Source organism: Cohnella soli (genome assembly GCF_042655525.1).
GTDB lineage: Bacteria > Bacillota > Bacilli > Paenibacillales > Paenibacillaceae > Cohnella > Cohnella soli.
In genome coordinates, this window is sequence record NZ_JBHSMI010000067.1 from 788,519 (window position 1) to 806,133 (window position 17,615).

General features: G+C 54.4%; 9 protein-coding genes. All 9 read right to left on the bottom strand.

The window, feature by feature from the left end:
• Window positions 1-45: 45 nt before the first annotated feature.
• On the bottom strand, window positions 46-5,760 hold the full coding sequence (locus ACFPOF_RS32760) for an Ig-like domain-containing protein (RefSeq protein WP_378140268.1): 5,715 nt from the start codon (window positions 5,758-5,760) through the stop codon (window positions 46-48).
• 27 nt (window positions 5,761-5,787) lie between these two features.
• Window positions 5,788-7,320, bottom strand: a complete 1,533-nt coding sequence (locus tag ACFPOF_RS32765) for an extracellular solute-binding protein (protein WP_378140270.1) — start codon at window positions 7,318-7,320, stop codon at window positions 5,788-5,790.
• Window positions 7,321-7,360: 40 nt separating this feature from the next.
• A complete protein-coding gene (locus ACFPOF_RS32770; protein ID WP_378140272.1) occupies window positions 7,361-8,245 on the bottom strand; it encodes a carbohydrate ABC transporter permease in 885 nt (294 codons plus the stop codon).
• An 11-nt stretch (window positions 8,246-8,256) separates the two neighbouring features.
• A complete protein-coding gene (locus ACFPOF_RS32775; protein WP_378140274.1) occupies window positions 8,257-9,177 on the bottom strand; it encodes an ABC transporter permease in 921 nt (306 codons plus the stop codon).
• 152 nt (window positions 9,178-9,329) lie between these two features.
• Window positions 9,330-11,711: an alpha-L-rhamnosidase-related protein gene (locus ACFPOF_RS32780; RefSeq protein ID WP_378140276.1), complete on the bottom strand. Its 2,382-nt coding sequence runs from the start codon at window positions 11,709-11,711 to the stop codon at window positions 9,330-9,332.
• Window positions 11,698-13,878, bottom strand: a complete 2,181-nt coding sequence (locus tag ACFPOF_RS32785) for a hypothetical protein (RefSeq protein WP_378140278.1) — start codon at window positions 13,876-13,878, stop codon at window positions 11,698-11,700. The genes ACFPOF_RS32780 and ACFPOF_RS32785 overlap by 14 nt, the downstream gene beginning before the upstream one ends.
• Before the next feature lie 18 nt (window positions 13,879-13,896).
• Window positions 13,897-14,805 (bottom strand): amidohydrolase family protein, encoded by a 909-nt coding sequence (locus ACFPOF_RS32790; protein WP_378140280.1) that lies wholly within the window; start codon window positions 14,803-14,805, stop codon window positions 13,897-13,899.
• A gap of 27 nt (window positions 14,806-14,832) precedes the next feature.
• Window positions 14,833-15,648 (bottom strand): AAC(3) family N-acetyltransferase, encoded by an 816-nt coding sequence (locus ACFPOF_RS32795; RefSeq protein ID WP_378140282.1) that lies wholly within the window; start codon window positions 15,646-15,648, stop codon window positions 14,833-14,835.
• A 12-nt stretch (window positions 15,649-15,660) separates the two neighbouring features.
• A complete protein-coding gene (locus ACFPOF_RS32800) occupies window positions 15,661-17,247 on the bottom strand; it encodes an ABC transporter substrate-binding protein (protein ID WP_378140284.1) in 1,587 nt (528 codons plus the stop codon).
• Between the last annotated feature and the right edge of the window lie 368 nt (window positions 17,248-17,615).

Here is a 17,615-nt window from a genome sequence, read left to right on the forward strand (position 1 = left end):
AGAGCAACTATTTCTAGTTTGCTTCAAATAGGAGGTTTTAAAGATTTAACTCGATTGCTCGTTCGAAAGCGGGATACGGAAGGATGCTCCCGTTGCGAAACCGTAAATAAAGCCTTGGCTGAAATCCGCGTAATCCCGGTAAGTCAGAATCGGCGTCGCGTCTCCCACGTTCAACCGGTACGTATTTCCGCCAAGCGACGTTACCCCCTTAATCTCGTAAGCGCCGTTGCGCACGCCGCTCGTCTCGATATAAATCCAGCGGCCGACCAGTTCGTTCGCCGCGACTCCGGACAGGGACATCTGCACGTCGATTGAATTGCTCGCGCTCAGCGTCTTCGTGAAGTCGACGACCGTGCCTTGCAAAGCGGCTGTCGCCTGAACCGGCGTCTCGCTAACCGGGGCAATGAACGATCCATCGTTGACGTAACGGTAGACCGGCACGCCGCCTGCTTCGGAATAGACCCCAAAAAATCCGCGGAACTGAATTTTATTGTCGATCGTATAGGTCGTATTCGGATCTAACGAATAGACGATATAATCGACTCGACCGCTATTCAGCGTGACTTTGACTGCCTTGACATCCGCATTGTCGACGATCGTTCCGCCGGACCTGACGACGGCCGGAGATATGGAGCCGATAAACCGCGCGCCCTTATAAGGCTCGATAACGGAAGTAAACAGACTATCCAGATTCGTGCCGTTGCGGTGAGCGAGCAAATAGGTCAGTTCGGACGGATTGCCCGGCTTGTTCTGCGGAGGAAGCCCCGTCGCAAGCGCGACGTCCGACAGCGCTCCCAGCATCGTCAATCGCAGATGCGTGTTCGTATTCGCCCCGGCTCCCCCGTTGTACATGTTCCAGGTGTCCTTCATTTGCCAATCGACGCTGAACTGCTGTGCCGGATTCGTCGTCTTCCGGACATTTTTCAGCCAATGGAACCCGCTTCCCATATAGTTGGCCCCGGCCACATCGTCCGCGCGTTGTCCGAATCCCACTTGGGAGCCGGCGTAAGTGCCCGTGGCTTGCGCGGTTAAGGTGAGCCCCTCCACGGCGGCCGTCCCTTCGCCTGCGTGGAAGCTGAAGTGATGATCCGTGCCGCCCTTCACCTTAAAGAAATCGACGGTATAGGAATTCGTTTCCTCTACTTTGATCATCGCGGTCGTTCGTCTGTATGCCGAAGTTTGCGTATAAACGTTCGGCGCAGCTACATCCATCAGCTTCACTTCTCCACGATCATCGAAATGCTGCGGCAGCGCGACTTTCTGAGGAAGCTGCTTCTTCTTGTCGACGACAACGGTATTGTGGCTGACCGTATTGGCAACCCACTCCGAGCGGTTAGCGCCGTCAGAGTATTCCGGATACCCGAGATCGGGCGCGAGATCGAGTCCGAACGCATGAAGACCCAGATTCAACGTATCGCGGTGGCCATGGCCGTCATTGATTCCGTAGTACATCCATGCGTCCCTCAAGGTGTCCGTGCCGACCGGCGCGGCGCCGCCGGACGTATTGCGCAGGCGCAGCTCGGTAACCCCCATCTTGAAGCCGCCCGATGCGGATGTCGTTCCTGCATACCTGAACGACAATTGATGGGTTCCCGTAGTCAATGCCAACGTGCCGATCGATTCCAGTTCGGTCAAATAACCGTTGAAATCAATTTCCTTCAGGAACTGGTTGTCGACGTATACCCCGTATTTGCCATAGCTCGGATCCCGCCAAGGACGAACGTACAATTCATAGGTGCCGCCGGTGGTTACGGGAACCGCGAACGTGATCGATTGACCTGCAGACTCCGCCTCAAGCTGCACCGTATTCGTCGTCTGAAATGCGGAATAGGGTGCCGAATGCTGCGATACTGTCAGTCCCGTAAACAAATGGCTCGTTCCGAAGGACGGCTGCGTCCGCGTTCCATCCCGCAGCGCCGCCAGCCCGAAGCCCGCCATATTCGTACTGCCCAAATTCAGCGGTCCGTATTGGGCGATATCGGCGGCGACGCTGGCCGCCAGCCCATCGGGATTCGCCGAGAAAATATCGCCTTTCAGCCCCTCGGTCCGGTTATGGTTGAGGAAATAGAGCAATTGCGCGAACAGGGGATCTTGGTAAACGTCGAACGCCTTTCGCATCGTGTTGATGTTAAATTCCAGAAGCGGATTGCCCGTAAATCCCGTGTCCCCGATCGTCGGCGTGTAACGCTCGGCCATCATCATCTGATACTTGGACATGAACATTTTCTTGAGCTTGACGTTCTGATACAGATCCGCTTGCGGGTACTTGTCATAGCCTTGTAAAATGTCCGCCAATCCCAGGAACGAATACGATTGCAGCCATTCCGAATTGTAGCCCGGCGAGCCCTCGTTCCCTTCCCCGTCCCGGTCGATATCGTTAACTAGGCCGGCCAGAATATGGCCTCCGGTCGTCTGGTCCAGACTCGGGACATAACCTCCGGCCCGAAGCACGAAGTCGAGCCAATCCTTCGTCTCGGGCAGTGTGTCCAGCACGACTGCAGCCATCGCCAACGTACTCTGATGGAAGCCCATGTTGCCGTAGATGTCCGCATTGCGAACCGCCTTGTTGATTTCTCTCAGAATGCCGTCTTCGATATTTTTGCGAATCCCCTTGGCCGTCGTCTTGAACGACAAATTATACTGTTCGCCTTTCGCGCTAAGGAATGCGATGACGTCCGTCATCACGGACGGATCATTCGTCGCCGGGTAGAAAGCGTCGTACGCGCTGGCAAATCCTTTGGACAGACCCGATTCCCATATCGAACCGACAGCCCTGCCGTTAATCCCCGATCTCAAATAGACGGAACCGTCGTACGCCTTCGCGCTGAGCGTCGGGTATATATCCGCAATGCGGTCGAGCAAGATCAAACCCGCTTTGGCGTACTTCGCGTCGCCGGTATAAATGTACGCGTCGCGGAAGCTGGCCAATTCCTTCTCTATGCTCCCGCTGAACCATAACATCCAGTGCGTATAGTAGGCGATGAACGTATAACGGTTCCCGTTCGCATCCACCCAGCCGTATCCGTCGTCAACGCCCCAAGTCGGTCCCTTCTCCGGATACAGCACATTCACGAGCAGGCTGCGGTTCGCCAATTCCGGCCGGAAAATACCTTGGGCGTCCAGCCCGCTGTTGTAATACGCGCCGAAATCGTTGGTCGGGTAACGATAATACTGACCGTTCGCGTCCTTCGCGCTCGGGTCGATAATTTTCCAGGGCTCGGCGTATGGATCTCCCAGGTAAGGATAAGAGCCGAACTGGTCGATCTGCTTGCCGGAAATCGGGCTGCCTAGCGCCTGGTTTACGCCGTAGCTTCGAGGCAACGTCTGCGGCGGAACGAGATGCCAGATGAAATCGTAGCCTTGGGCCAAATATTGATCCGCCGAAGCGACAGCCGAGTTCCGCATGGTTGCGGCCCAATCGTAGGTCAACACGTTCTGGCGCGCATTGGCCACTTTGGCAGCCGTGTAGTACGTGCTTCTCGTTTTATCGCTTTTCAGTTCTCCGACAGTGACCGTTTGGCTGCTCGTTTTCGTCACTCCGCCAAGCGTCACGCTGACGGTTATCGTCGTCGTGCCTTGCGCAAGCGCTTTGAAATAGCCGCTGTTCGCTTTCGGACTTAGAATCTGGTTATTCGCGCTCGAAAACACCACTTGCGCTTGCGACAAATTCACGGGCGTGCCGATATCGTAATAAGCCTTCACCGTTGGCTTCACGACTTGCGTCTCCACGACGGGGCCCTCGAGCGTCAGCTCCGCCTTCCCCAGCACGTTAGGTCCAACGGTCACCGATAACTGCGCGTTAACGGTTACGCCCGCCAACGTTACGCTCGCCCGGAGCGTCGTCTGCCCGAGCTGATGCCCGGTCGGGACTCCGCCGGCATCCACGCTCGCGATAGCAGGATTATCGCTTTGGTAAACGATGACCGCTCCGGTCAAGTCGGCCGCCGATTGGTCGGTTAACGTTCCTCGTACGATAAGTTTCGCCGTATTGTTCAACGTCAACGCGTTCGGCGACAATTCGAGCGACGCGCCGTTCAAATGCTCGCCAACGACTTGGACACTCCACGTTCGTTGGGCGGTCAGACTCCCCAGAGTAGCCGTAACGGTAATGTTTGTCGTCCCCGCCGCGACGGCGGAAATTTTCCCTTGCGAGTTCACTGTCGCCGCAGCGGGATTGCTGGAAGCATATTGATAGACGACCGTTTCGGACGGGTCTGGCCGATAACCGTCGCTCCACTGCACGTAAGGCTGGAGTTGTGATTGCTCGCCGACCAGCAATTTCAGCTTAACGGCATCCGCTCCCGTTTCGAATGTGGGCAGCGCCGGTTTGCCAGTAAGCGTAAGCTTGTGCGGATACGCGCCATAATTACTGCCGCCATCGATAGCGCTCGCGTTTTTACCTACCGACGTCAGAGAAAAGATGTGCGTGCCGCCCGTCAGTTCGAACGTACGGAACGCAACGTTCGGACCTTTGCCGAAGGACGGAGCATAGAAATCGTAGCGCCCGGCTTTGATCCCGTCGACATACAAATCCCAGATGCCGACCCGATTTTCCCGAAAGCCTTGAAACGAGACTTGGTAATAGCCTTTCTCCGCCACGTCAATCGCGAACGATCGACTTAAACCGAGCGCTCGGGCATCAACAAGAGCGCCCATTTCCTGATCGTACCCCACAATAGGAGACGCCGTTCGGTCGCCCTGAAGGCGAATATTCGATACTCCATTAGACGCGTCGTAGAAGTTATATTCCTGAACGGGGAGAGACGCTTTCGGAATAAGCGCCAGCTTGTGCGGGTACGCCCCATAATTGCTGCCGCCGTCGATCGCCGCTGAATTTTTGGCGACTGAAACTAGCTTGAACGTATGAGTGCCGCTCGTCAAAGCCACCGTCTGCAGCACAGCGGACGGACCTTTGCCGAAGGACGGTGCGTAGAAATCGTAAGTGCCGATCCATTGATTATCCATGTACAGATCCCAGATGCCGACGCGGTCCTCCCGGAAGCCTTGAAACGTGACCTGGTAATAACCGGCCTTCGCCACGTCGATCTCAAACGAGCGGCTTAAACCGAGCGCTCTGGCATCTACAAGGGCTCCCATTTCCTGATCGAAGCCCACGTGCGGTACCGCAGCAGGGCTGCCGACCAGTCGTATATTCGATGAGGCGCTTTGCGCATCGAAAAAGCGATATTCGACTGCAGGCTGCTTCGTTAGCACGAGCTTGTGAGGATATGCCCCATGATTGCTCCAACCGTCGATAGCCGCGGTGTTTTTGCCGACGGACGTCAGCTTGAACTGGTGCGTCCCGCTCTTGAGCTCCATCGTGGCATACGATTGCTGCGGCCCGATGCCGAAGGACGGCGCGTAAAAATCGTATTGGCCGATCTTGTTCCCGTCGACGTACAAATCCCAAATGCCGACCCGATCTTCCCGATAGCCTTGGAACGAAATTTGATAATAGCCGTTCTCGGGCACGTCGAACTCAAACGAACGGCTTAAACCGAGTTGCCTAGCGTCGACGAGCGCCCCCATCTCCTGGTCATAAGTAACATGAGGCTCGGCTGTGGGGTCGCCAACTAGTCGAATGTTCGACGTTCCGCTCGACGCGTTAATGAATTTATATTCCGTGACTTCCCCCTGTGCGGCGACAGAACGCAGCGTCTGCGGAGCAACTACCGAGAATGCGGAAAATACAATCATGAAAACCAAAGTGAATACGACGGATTTCCTTGAACGCGATCGTGCTTTGTTATTAAATGCCATAACCTCGACCTCCGTGGATGGATTTCGTTAAGGCTTGAAATAATCTAGCAGTTGTTGCCTCATTTCCGCCAACACTTTGTCGCTACCAGCCGCCTTCAGTTTGCTTCTCAGGTTTTCTAGATCTTTAGCCGGATCTTTCGTGAATCCCCACCTCAGCGGAACCGCGTATTGGATGTACACTTGCGACATCGCCGCCAGCTCCGCCTTCACGTTGTCCCGGTTAAACACAAATCTACCCATAAGGTCCGGTGTCGTGAACTCGTCAAACTGGGGATTGATGATTTTCCGCTTATCCGGCCATTCGTTCGCGTCCTGGGTTTCCATCGATGTCACGACAAAGCCCCATTGTCCGTTGTTATTCGCCAAGTATCCGTTCTTGTCCGGCGTCACCCCCGGCGGATTTTCCCGTTTTCCCTCCGCGTTAATGATGTAGTTTCTTCCCTCGATACCGTAGTGCAGCAAGTTGTAATACGTTTTGTCCGTCCGGAATTTATCCAGGATCATGAGCGCTCTCTCCGGGTTTTCCGCGAATCTGCCCACGGCCATCCCTTCCGACATAAAGCTCAGCTTGTGAACGCCCGCCTTCGTTTTCAACCGGAAACTGACGAATTCGGACTTCCATTCGGGATGCGTGATTTGCGTGTTCGCCAGCACGTTGAAGATTTGGCCCGTATTCCCGACGCCTACCGCACTCGTGCCTTTCTCGTAAGAGCCATACGAATACCCTTTGTTCGTTAACATGCCTTTGGAGAAATACCCCTTGTCGTTCCATTCCTTCATGCGGTTAACAAAAGGCTCGAACGCGTCCATGAACGCAAGGTGGTTGATTTTCCCTTTCTTCAGGTCCTCATACGAGTACGCGTAGATGGCTCCGTCGATAATCTCGTAGGGCGTCGCCGGAATGAGCAGATCCTCTGAAGCGTTTGCATCCAGCGGCACCAGGTCAGGCTCGTTTTTCTTGACCGCTTCCAGATAGACGCCCAGCGAGTCCAAATCCGTCACCGGAGGGACGCCGTATTTCTCGCGCAAATCTCCCCGAATGACCATCGCGTCTGTTAAGTAATCATCCTGATAGGAAGGAATGCCGACGATTTTGCCGTCGATCTTCACTTCGTCCCACGCTTGCGGAGGCAACTGCTTTACCGTAGCAGGCGCATACTTGGGCAGCAGATCGTCTATCGCCATGAATGCCCCTTTGCGGGCGTAATCGGAAAATCCGGCCCAGTTCGATGCGTAGACCAAATCGTACTTTTCGCCCGAAGTCAGAATGAGCGGGTACTTGGTGCCCCAATCTGACCAAGGGATGTTGATGATTTTGATCGTGGCGTTCAAATCTTTCTCTAGCAGCTTGTTAATCTCTTGTTCGACGAGCGGGGAATCCGCGCTGGCGTCGCCGGCCAAGTACATCTTAACTTCCACTTTCTTGGAAATGTTCGGCGTGTCCGCGCTAGCGGAAATCCCCTCTTCCTTGCCTGCATTGCCAACGCAGCCCGCCAGCAACGCGAACGCTATAGCCGCCGCGATCCATGTACTGCCGAATTTGAGCATCGTGCTTTTCAAAACATAACCCTCCCAACGGTTTGCATATGCGATCTGGTTGTCAGCCTTTCACGGAGCCTACGACGATGCCTTTGACAAAATATTTCTGGATAAATGGAAATACGAGTAGAATCGGACCGGTGGAAATGACGGCTGTGGCCATCTTGATCGACTCCGCCGGTAACTCCGCAAGGGAGACGGCAGCGCCCTTCTGGCTTGCCATTTGCAGTCCTTCGACCTGCTGAATCGTTTTGTAAAGCAAATATTGCAACGGGTATAAATTCATGTCGTCGATGAACAGCATCGCGTTAAACCAGTCGTTCCAATATACAAGCGCTACGAACAGCCCGATGGTGGCGAGCCCGCTCTTGGAAAGTGGAACGATAAATCTCATGAATATCGTAAAATCCCCGGCGCCGTCGATTTTGGCCGATTCGATGATCGATTCGGGAACGTTCTTCATGAAGTTTCTGAGCAGCAGCAGGTTCCATGCGCTCATCATCGAAGGAAGCAGCATCGAAAGGAACGTATTTTTCAACTCCAGATAACCTACCATTAGCAGATAGAAAGGAACAAGTCCCCCGCTGAATAATAGAGTGAAATAGAAGAAGAAGGCGAAATAGTTGCGGTATTTAAAATCTTGCCTCAACAAGACGAACGCCGCCATCGCCATGAGGAACAAGCCCAGGAAAGTACCGAGGACGGTTAACGCGACCGTGACCGTATACGCGCTTACGATCCGGTCGGAATAGCGGAACAGAGTCTCGTAAGCTTTGAAAGAAAACTGCCCCGGGATGATGCTGTAGCCTTTTTTCACGATAGAAGATTCACTGCTGAATGAGCCGGAAATAATAAGCCAAAAGGGAACGAAACAAACAATCGACAAAATCGACACATAAGAATAACCGATGACGCTGAACAAATTTCGCTTCGGATCCGGTTTCACGATGCCCCCTCCTAGAACAATCCGTAATCACGGTCGTATTTTTTCACCAAATAATTCGCGATCAAAACAAGGACGAAACCGAACGAGGATTGATAGAATCCCGCCGCCGATACGAGGCCGTAATCTCTGGCGTTCAACAACGCGCGGAACACGTAAGTATCTACGACTTCGGTCGCGTCGAACAGCAAACCGTTATTTCCCGTGATCTGATAGAACAAATCCAACTGCCCCTTAAGAATGGAGCCTACGGAGAGCAGCAGCAAAGTAATAAAAGTCGGAATGATGAGCGGAATCGTAATGTAGCGGATTCTCTGAAAGATGCTCGCCCCGTCGATTTCGGCGGCTTCGTTAATTTCGTTGTTAATCCCCATGATCGTCGCCAAATAAATAATCATGCCAAAGCCTAAACCCTTCCACACGCTGAAGAAAACGATAATGTATTTCCAGATGCCCACATTCGAGAAAACGTCAACGGGGTCCATGTGCAGGGCCTTTAATATACCGTTTAATGTTCCGTGTTCGTAATTGAAAAACTGGTAGACGAAAACCCCGATCAAGACGTAAGAAACGAAATAAGGCAGAAACATCATGGACTGGGTCAGCTTCTTGAACGACTTGCCGGCCAACTCGCTGATGAAGATCGCCGCACTGATCTGAAACGCGCCGCCTACCAGGATGAAGGCCACGTTGTAAAGAATCGTGTTCATCGTGATTTTGGCCAATATGCCGCTAATGTACAAAAACTTGAAGTTTTCCAATCCTACGAATGGACTTTTGAAAATCCCTTTTACCAAATCGTAGCTTGTGAAAGCCATATAAGAGCCGGCCATGGGAAAATAAAAAAAGACGAGAAAGTAGGCGACCGCCGGCGCGATCATGACGAACAACCACTTATTTTTCCTGAATTCGTGCCCAAAGCTTCTTCTATGCAAGCCTCTTGCTCCTTCCTGTTCGTAACCTGCCGAATCTATAGACACAATATAAGGCCGGCGTACTCTGGTTGACTACTCAAAAAACCCCACTTCCCTCTCTTTTCATGACGGAGAAGGCTTAAATTTGTTCAAAAGCCTATCTGCGGTAGAGTTCACCCTCGATATTCACAAGTCAGCTCCCATCGACGGGCTTCTTCCCGCTCGATCGTCGTGCCGTCAGGAAGATTCACGACTACGGGTACTCCATCCGGTGCTGTTACGCTTAGCTCGAACCGGCCTTCGCGAACGCTCCATGACACTCGAACGTCTCCGCGAACTGTCGGGACCGTGCCCTCTGCCCACGTCAACGGACCTGGGCATGGCGCGATGCGTATTCGGGCATAACCTGGCTCCATAGGAGTCACGCCTAGCACTCCCGCGGGAAATTCATAAAGCGGAGCAGCGCTCCAAGCATGGCAGTCGCTCCGCTGGGAAACCGGATCTTCCGCCCAAGCGGTCAAATGCAACGCGGCAAGCTCTCGCCACGAATCCCATAGTCCGAACGACCGATCGTACAGCCCCGACGACGTCAAAGCGCGGAACAGAAAGAAACCGTACGCCCACGACGCCTTTGGAAGTTCCGGTTCGGCCAGCATCCGCTCAAGAAGTTCGGTCGCCGCCGGTCCGGTTTCGACGCCGGACAGCACAGCCCAGATTTGCGTATGTTGACTGTATTGATCGACGTACGAACCGTCGCGATACAGCTCGCGTTCTGAGGAATAGCAGCGTATACGTACCGCTTGTCTCGCCGATTCGGCTCTTCTTCTATACTCCGAAGCGATGCCTTCCCGCCCCGTATCGTTGTTCAGGTGAGCAGCCTTGTCGAGCGCATCGGCGTACATCATCGTATAGACGGTAAGCGGTCCGACTCGGCTCGCTGGCGGCGCGCCCGCCGTGTCCTTCCATTGATCGACCCAATCAACGAACGACCAGTACGCGGACGGCGCTTGCCCGACGAGTCCGTCCTCGCCGATTCTGCGGCCGAACCAATCCAGTACCGCGTCTATCGTCGGACGATAACGGGCCGCCAATTCCCGATCGCCGAAATGCATGTAGTGCTCGTAAACCATCGAGATCCAAAGCAAAGCAAAACCGACAATCGCTTGCGGTTGCATGGTAGGATAGCTGGACTGCAGCATGCCGCTAGGCAGAATCGAGCTGTGGAAGTCGAATATCGCCTTGCGGGCCAGACGGTCATCCCCGCTCGTATAGTAAGTAAACAAGCATTGCAGCCGAGCGTCCATCATATATTGCAGTTGCTCATAGAAAGGCGTATCCTCGTACGTCTCGTGCATGCAGCGGCGCAACGTGTTCAGGCTGATGTCCCATAAAGGACCGAATGACGAGTCCGAACAAGCGAACGATCCTCGAAGCTCCAGCGGGTACCCTGTATCGCGATAAGAGAATTCGCGCACGACGACATCCTCTTCCCCTGCTGCGACTTCGAAGCGCACGAATCGGAAAGCTCGGTGCCAGAACGGTTCGTACGTCTCCGGCTTTTCTTCGCTGCCAAAGCCAGCGACCCGATACTCGTCGCGCGGACCATAGAGCGCCTTGCCTTCCCGCCATTCGTCGCGCACGCCTTTGTTCCGCGGAGCCCCATCTTGCGGCGGGTACTCGTAACTCTCCGAGCAAAGAATGCCGATTTCCGCGTCGTGTCCCCCGCTTAGACTGAGCCGAAGATAACCGACAGCGTATTCTCCTGCATCCAGTTCAAGCCAGCAGCGCTGGCCTGCCGGTACGACGAAGCCGGACAACCCCGAGCTCGTTGCCTTCAAGTCGATGCCATCGCTCGCTCTAGCGATTCGCAGAAATGAACGCTCATCCTCCCTCATCGGCGGAATCGGTCGCGGAGCGAGTTGCCACGGCGTAAGCGCCCCCCACATTCCGTCATGCGTCTCGCTTACGATGCGCGCGCTCGCCCATCCCCCGTCATCGTAATCCGTCTCCTGCCAACCTTGAGGCACGAGCTCGCCCCGCGTCGATTCCGGACCGCCGACGTATAACGTCATTCGCTCCGGCAGGAACGCCGTCGACCGATCCCGGAATACTCGCCAGCGTTCGTCGCTATCCAGTCGCTCGATCTCACGGCCGTTTCCGTCGTTCAGCGATCCTTGAAGCAGGAACACGCCCCGGTCGGAGCGCCACACGGCTCCCGGGCCCGATCGACCGGGAGCGTTCAGCGCGTCGAAGCGATAATGCACGACTTTGGCTGCCAAGACGTTCTTGCCGGGTCTCAGCAGCTTCGTTGCGTCCACCGTCTCGTAGTAATGCGTATGGACGTCGCCTTTGCAAGGTCCGATGGAAACCGATTTGCCATTCAAGAACAAGCGATATCTGCTGTCCGCCGATACATCGAACGCGAGTTTGTATCCCCCGTTCAGAGCGATAGTATCCGGAACTTCGAACGAACGGCGAAACAGGACAATTTCGTTCTCGCACGCGAATTCGTCGCCATCCCAAATCCATCGTGCCTGCCAATTATGATCTTCCATGCCCATCATCGCTCCCTTGCCGTGACAGAGCCAACGATGCCCTGTATCGAGGAATTTCTACATCCAATACGGCTTGAACCTGCTCTTCCTTCCAAGCCAGATGCGCCGCATCGGTCATGTAATCCATGCTGGCTTCCCAGCCCAGCCGCGAATCCCTTTCCACCAGCGGAATCGCCGCTCTCGCGTTATCCAGCTCATCCCGAGCCAATTGCACCATTTCGTCGAGAATCCGGTTTCCTTTCTCGCCGTCCGGCTCCATGAACAGCCGCCGCTTTAAGCCATACCACAGCTTGACGTGAATAACCGTTCGAATGATACGTACGATGAACTCGTTCATTCCGAGCAACCGAACCGCTTCGTCCTTCTTGCGATCCGGCGTCAGTTCGATGGCGAGAGCCAACCGCTCATTGCCACTCTTCCATTTTTTCTCCATACGTTGTAACGATTCGATCTCGACGTTTATCCGCGCCGCGCTTGGCGATTGCCTCGGATCCTCCAGCGGCGCGTAATCGGTCAATACGATTTCATTGCCCCACATCGCGTGCCAGACGTCCGGCAGCTTCACGTCCTGCATGAAGATGAGCGGATAGGAAGGTCCTACTCGGAAAGGGCCGTACTGGTCTTCGTTCGTGGGAATATAATCGAGCATGGCTTTGCTCCAATGTTCCCACGCAGCCAGCACGTGAGGAATCGCTTCGGAAGAAAAATCCCTTCTCGCGATCGCCTCGTAAATCTGTTCGACCGGAGGCGTCGGCGTCCAATAGCTCCATTTCGCCAATTCACTGACAAATGACGGCCACCAGCCGAAGTGATGGTTTTCCATTAAACCGGACAAACCCCATTCCTTTCTTGCCTGATGCAGGGCCGCATGTCTTTTCGCCCACTGCATAGGAATAGGCTCGAAAGGGATCACGCCGAAATCCCAGGTTAAACCTCCCGTGTTGCTCATCGAGTAAAGCTTTAATCCCCGTTCCCGCGCCGCCTTCGCTTCTGACGCGAAATACTCTCCCGGCCCTTCGAACGATGCCGTGTAATCGACGCATACGTGGGTGACGCCGTCGCGCCGGATTTGCTGGAACATCTCGAAAGTGACCTGAAGCGTAATATCGTCCGGCAACGCACGGATGAGCGCCAACCGATCTGACTCCGGCGCCCATCCCCAGTTGTAAGTCCAGAAGACGATCTCCGTCTCGAGACTAATCTTGCGAACGACTTTCCGGATCATTTCCAGCCACTTCGGGAAATCGTCGCACGGCCACCAGCCCGGACTCGGCTTCGTCCGCATGCGGTCCGGTGGCCATTCCGTCTTTGTCAGCTCCGCCACGCGCGAATCCTTGCTGCGGAATTCCACGGATTCCCCTACGAGCACGATTCCTTTGAACCGCGGGCAAGCCCGGATGATACGACCGTACAGCTGGTCATAGAAGCTCTCGGCGCCCGGATCGTCGGGGTGCGGCTGAACGATGTTCGCCGAAGATTGGCTCACCATGTAGCTGTACATGTACACGTCGATACCGAACCTTTCCGCCCTGTCGATCAAATTGTTGAAGTCCAGGTATCCGCTCGGGGTGCGGTCCACATCTTCCACGAACACAAGAATCGAGTCGAAGCCGGCATGCGCCATCGCATTCAGATGCGTGTCGGGATATTGATCGAGTCCCCAGCCCGAGTGCGTCATCCGCGGAGAAAAGACTGGCGCTCGGATCGTGTCGGTCTGCTCGGCGAATGGAGCTTCCCGCAAGTTCAGCAAGTCCTCCAGATAATAGCTTCCTTGTGCAGCCCCCCTTCCGTCGTAGCCACAGATGACGATGCTTGGCGAACGAACGGCGACCCGATAGCTGCGGTCTTCCGTCAGTTCGCTCCCTTCTTCCGCCATTTCTCCCCGCGTGCCGAGCACGATGACCCGCTGTCCGGTTTCGGCCACCGAAGCAATGTCTTCGGACTTGCGCAGCAGCACGGATACGTTCATGCTCTGGAACAAATAGTCTTGCAAATCCTTTGCGGCCTGAACGACGACGGGGCAGGCGCGGAAGTCGATGACGATTCCCCACCCTTCTTTGATCTCCGTCTCGTTCGCTTCCACGCGCGCGGCAGGATCTCTCCGGTTCGGCTTGTGCACTTCGTCCAGCCTTCTGCGGAAAGCATAGTTAGGCTCCTTGTGTTCCACTTTTTACAATCCTCCTGCTCAATCGGACCCGTTCAGCCCGAATAGCTTAATCGCGTTTTCCCTGGCGATTTTGTTGAACACCGTTTCCGTTATTTTTTTCGTATCGCGCCACTGGATCAGCGTCTCGATCAGCGGAACCTCCATGCCGACGAAGCAAAAATCGGTGCCGAAATACAGCCGATCCTGAAACTCCTCCAGAAATTTCGGACCGTAGTCGGGATCGCGGGCAATCGCGTTGTGAGCCGTGAAGTCCGACAAATCGCCGTGTAGGTTCGGATACTTGCGGAATAGCTTGGGCACGACGCCCTCTTCCTTGATGGGGCCGCTCGGCAATCTGCCGACTTGATCGCCGTTCAGCTTAAAAATAAAGTTACGCTCTCCCGGGGTTTCCAACCGCCCGATCTCCGCCCAGAACATCGGACCGTGCCCGAATATTTTCAAATCCGGAAACCGTTGAAGCGTATGCTCCAGTTGGGGAAGACCGGGATCGTCGTAAAGTCCGAAGTCGCCGCCGATCTGGTCCGAGCCGTCGAACACGACCGGGAGCCCTACCCGTTCCGCGTGACGGAACAGATTTTGCACGAGCGGATCCATGAGCGGTACGTTGAGCATCACTTCCCCAAGCCCTTTGCAGCCCTTTTCCTTGTAGTAGGACAGCAGGCGATCGAGCGGAGCTTCCGCCGAGTTCGTCAACGCCCGGGGGTCAATGTTGCAATAAGGAATGAATCGGTCCGGATAGAGTGCCGCCATATCCAGAATATCCTCGTTCGCTTGCGGCAAATAAATTTCCGGGCTTACGACCGGGAGAAGCACCCCTTTCTCGATGCCCAATGCATCGTATTGCTGAATCAGCTCTTCCGCCGTGCAAAATTGGACGACGAACGGAACCGGCTTTCGGTAGGCGTGCGCGTGAATATCGATGAACATGATCCATAGTCTCCTTTATCAACCGCTTTATATTGCGCTCATGACGTCTCGCTCCAGCCAATCGAGGAAAGGCCGGTCGAACCAGTGGGCCGGATCGGCTTTGAAAGCTTCCAAAGCCAAGTCCACGTAGTCTTGCGCTTTAACGCTGATCAACGCAGCGTTGCCGCATGCCGCATGCGATACAAGCCCTCGTTCTTCCAACATAGCCTGCGTCTTGAGGCCTTCGTGAAACGGCCATACGCCGGGTTTATCGTGCGTTGCCAGCTTGGACATCGCGACGCATTTTCGGCGGGAATCCGTAATCAACCCGCAGTAATATTCCACCAGCACGTATTCGGCGAAATGTTTGAACGTGTTGTAGACAAGGTCCACGCCGATGAATAAAATTCTCGCGTTCTCGTGATACATCTTCTGCCACGGGGACGAGTAGGAAAAACAATAATCTCCGAATACGCCCATTCGCGGCCCGTAGGCGGAATGGGAATTCGTCAGCTCCTCCGCTTGCCTTCCCCATGCCGTAACCGAATGGGTCGCCTGATCGCTTCTCAGGCTGTCAGGCAATAAGCGGAACGTCTCGCTGATCAATCCGACATCGGAAGGCGACTTCTCCCTGTCCCAATTGCGATAGGCGTTGGCGAAATCCCGTTGCACGAGAGAGGGAAAAACAACGGTGCCTTTATTAGACACCGTTGCCTTGAGCGCATCAATGACGCTTAGCGGCCCTCCCTGTACGTCACCCAAACTTTTTAACGAGGAATGGGTAAGTACAATTTCCGAAGGAACGATTCCGGCTTGGCTGAAAGCCCGGATCATCTCTTCTTGCGTAACGACCGGCTTGCTCATGCTCTTCACCCGCTATTGATTGAAATAGGCCACAAGTTGTTGCTTCAATTCCGCCAATACTTTGTCGCTGCCGGCCGCCTTCAATTTATTTCTCAAGTTTTCAATGTCTTTCGCCGGATCTTTCGTGAACCCCCACTTCAGCGGTTTCGCGTATTGGATGTACACTTGCGACATCGCCGCCAGCTCCGCCTTCACGTTGTCCCGGTTAAAAACAAATCTGCCCATGAGGTCCGGCGTCGTGAACTCGTCGAACTGCGGATTGATGATCTTCCGCTTATCCGGCCATTCGTTCGCGTCCTGGGTTTCCATCGACGTCACGATAAAGCCCCATTGTCCGTTGTTATTCGCCAAGTATCCGTTCTTGTCCGGCGTGACCCCCGGAGGATTGTCCCGTTTCCCCTCCGCGTTAATGATGTAGTTCCTTCCTTCGATACCGTAATGAAACAGGTTGTAATACGTCTTATCCGTCCGGAGTTTATCCATAACCATCAAGGCTCTCTCCGGGTTTTCCGCGAATCTGCCTACGGCCATCCCTTCCGACATAAAGCTCAGCTTATGAACGCCCGCCTTCGTTTTCAATCGGAAGCTCACGAATTCGGATTTCCATTCGGGATGCGTGATTTGCGTGTTCGCCAGCGCGCTGAAGATTTGGCCCGTATTCCCGATGCCCACCGCGCTCGTACCTTTCTCGTAAGAGCCATACGAGTACCCTTTGTTCGTCAACATGCCTCTGGAGAAATATCCCTTATCGTTCCATTCTTTCATGCGTTTGACGAACGGCTCGAACGCGTCCATGAACGCAAGGTGGTTGATGTTGCCTGTCTTCAGGTCCTCATACGAGTTCGCATATATTGCTCCGTCGACAATCTCGTATGGCGTCGTCGGAATAAGCAGATCCTCGGAAGCGTTTGCATCAAGCGGCACGAGATTCGGCTCGTTTTTCTTGACCGCATCCAGGTAGACGCCCAGCGAGTCCAAATCCGTCACCGGAGGGACGCCGTACTTCTCGCGCAAATCTCCCCGAACGACCATCGCGTCCGTCACGTAATCGTCTTGATAGGAAGGAATGCCGACGATTTTGCCGTCGATCTTCACTTCATCCCACGCTTCAGAAGGCAGCTGTTTCATGATGGCCGGCGCATACTTGGGCAGCAGGTCGTCGATCGCCATGAATGCCCCTTTGCGAGCGTAATCGGAAAATCCGGCCCAGTTCGACGCGTAGACCAAATCGTACTTTTCGCCCGAAGTCAGAATGAGCGGATACTTGGTTCCCCAATCGGCCCAAGGGATGTTGATGATTTTGAGAGTAGCGTTCAAGTCTTTCTCCAGCAGCTTGTTGAGCTCTTGTTCGACGAGCGGGGAATCCGCGGCGGCGTCCCCGGCCAAGTACATTTTGACTTCCACTTTCTTGGAGATGTCCGGCGTGTCCGCGCTGGCCGAAGCCGTCGATTCTCCTGAGCTGGACGGAACGGGTGAAGCCGAGTTTGTTGCCGCTTCCTTGTTGCCATTGCCATCGTTGCCGCCGCAGCCCGCCAGTAACGCGAATGCCATTGCCGCTGCGATTCCTGTACTACCGAATTTGAGCATCTTGCTTTTCAAGACAAAACCCTCCCATAGATTTGTATTGACGATCCGGAGCGCCGCCCCGAACGACAGACTCAATATAAGCGGTGTGAAATCGGAATGACTACTCAAAATAAGTCACATCCCTCTCTATTTTTGATGAGCAAAGCATCAAAAAAGTTGATTTTTCTGCTAGGACGGAAAAGATAAGGCGGTCCTAGAAGCCCAGCATCTTTTGTGCCCACTTAGAACCGGATATCTTCGAAAATAGCTACGGTGGTACAATGAACCTGCCACTGCTGACGACTATGGGGTAAATATCTCTCGTCCGCATACTCCTTTCCAGCTGCCGATACGCCCGGTTTTGTATGAATTTTCGTACACATACTCTCGCCCAGTCGTCT

Bases quoted from the DNA above. Each gene is read 5' to 3' on its own strand.
- ACFPOF_RS32760 (WP_378140268.1), bottom strand. From the start codon at position 5,760: ATGGCATTTAATAACAAAGCACGATCGCGTTCAAGGAAATCCGTCGTA.
- ACFPOF_RS32780 (WP_378140276.1), bottom strand. From the start codon at position 11,711: ATGGAAGATCATAATTGGCAGGCACGATGGATTTGGGATGGCGACGAA.
- ACFPOF_RS32790 (WP_378140280.1), bottom strand. From the start codon at position 14,805: ATGTTCATCGATATTCACGCGCACGCCTACCGAAAGCCGGTTCCGTTC.
- ACFPOF_RS32795 (WP_378140282.1), bottom strand. From the start codon at position 15,648: ATGAGCAAGCCGGTCGTTACGCAAGAAGAGATGATCCGGGCTTTCAGC.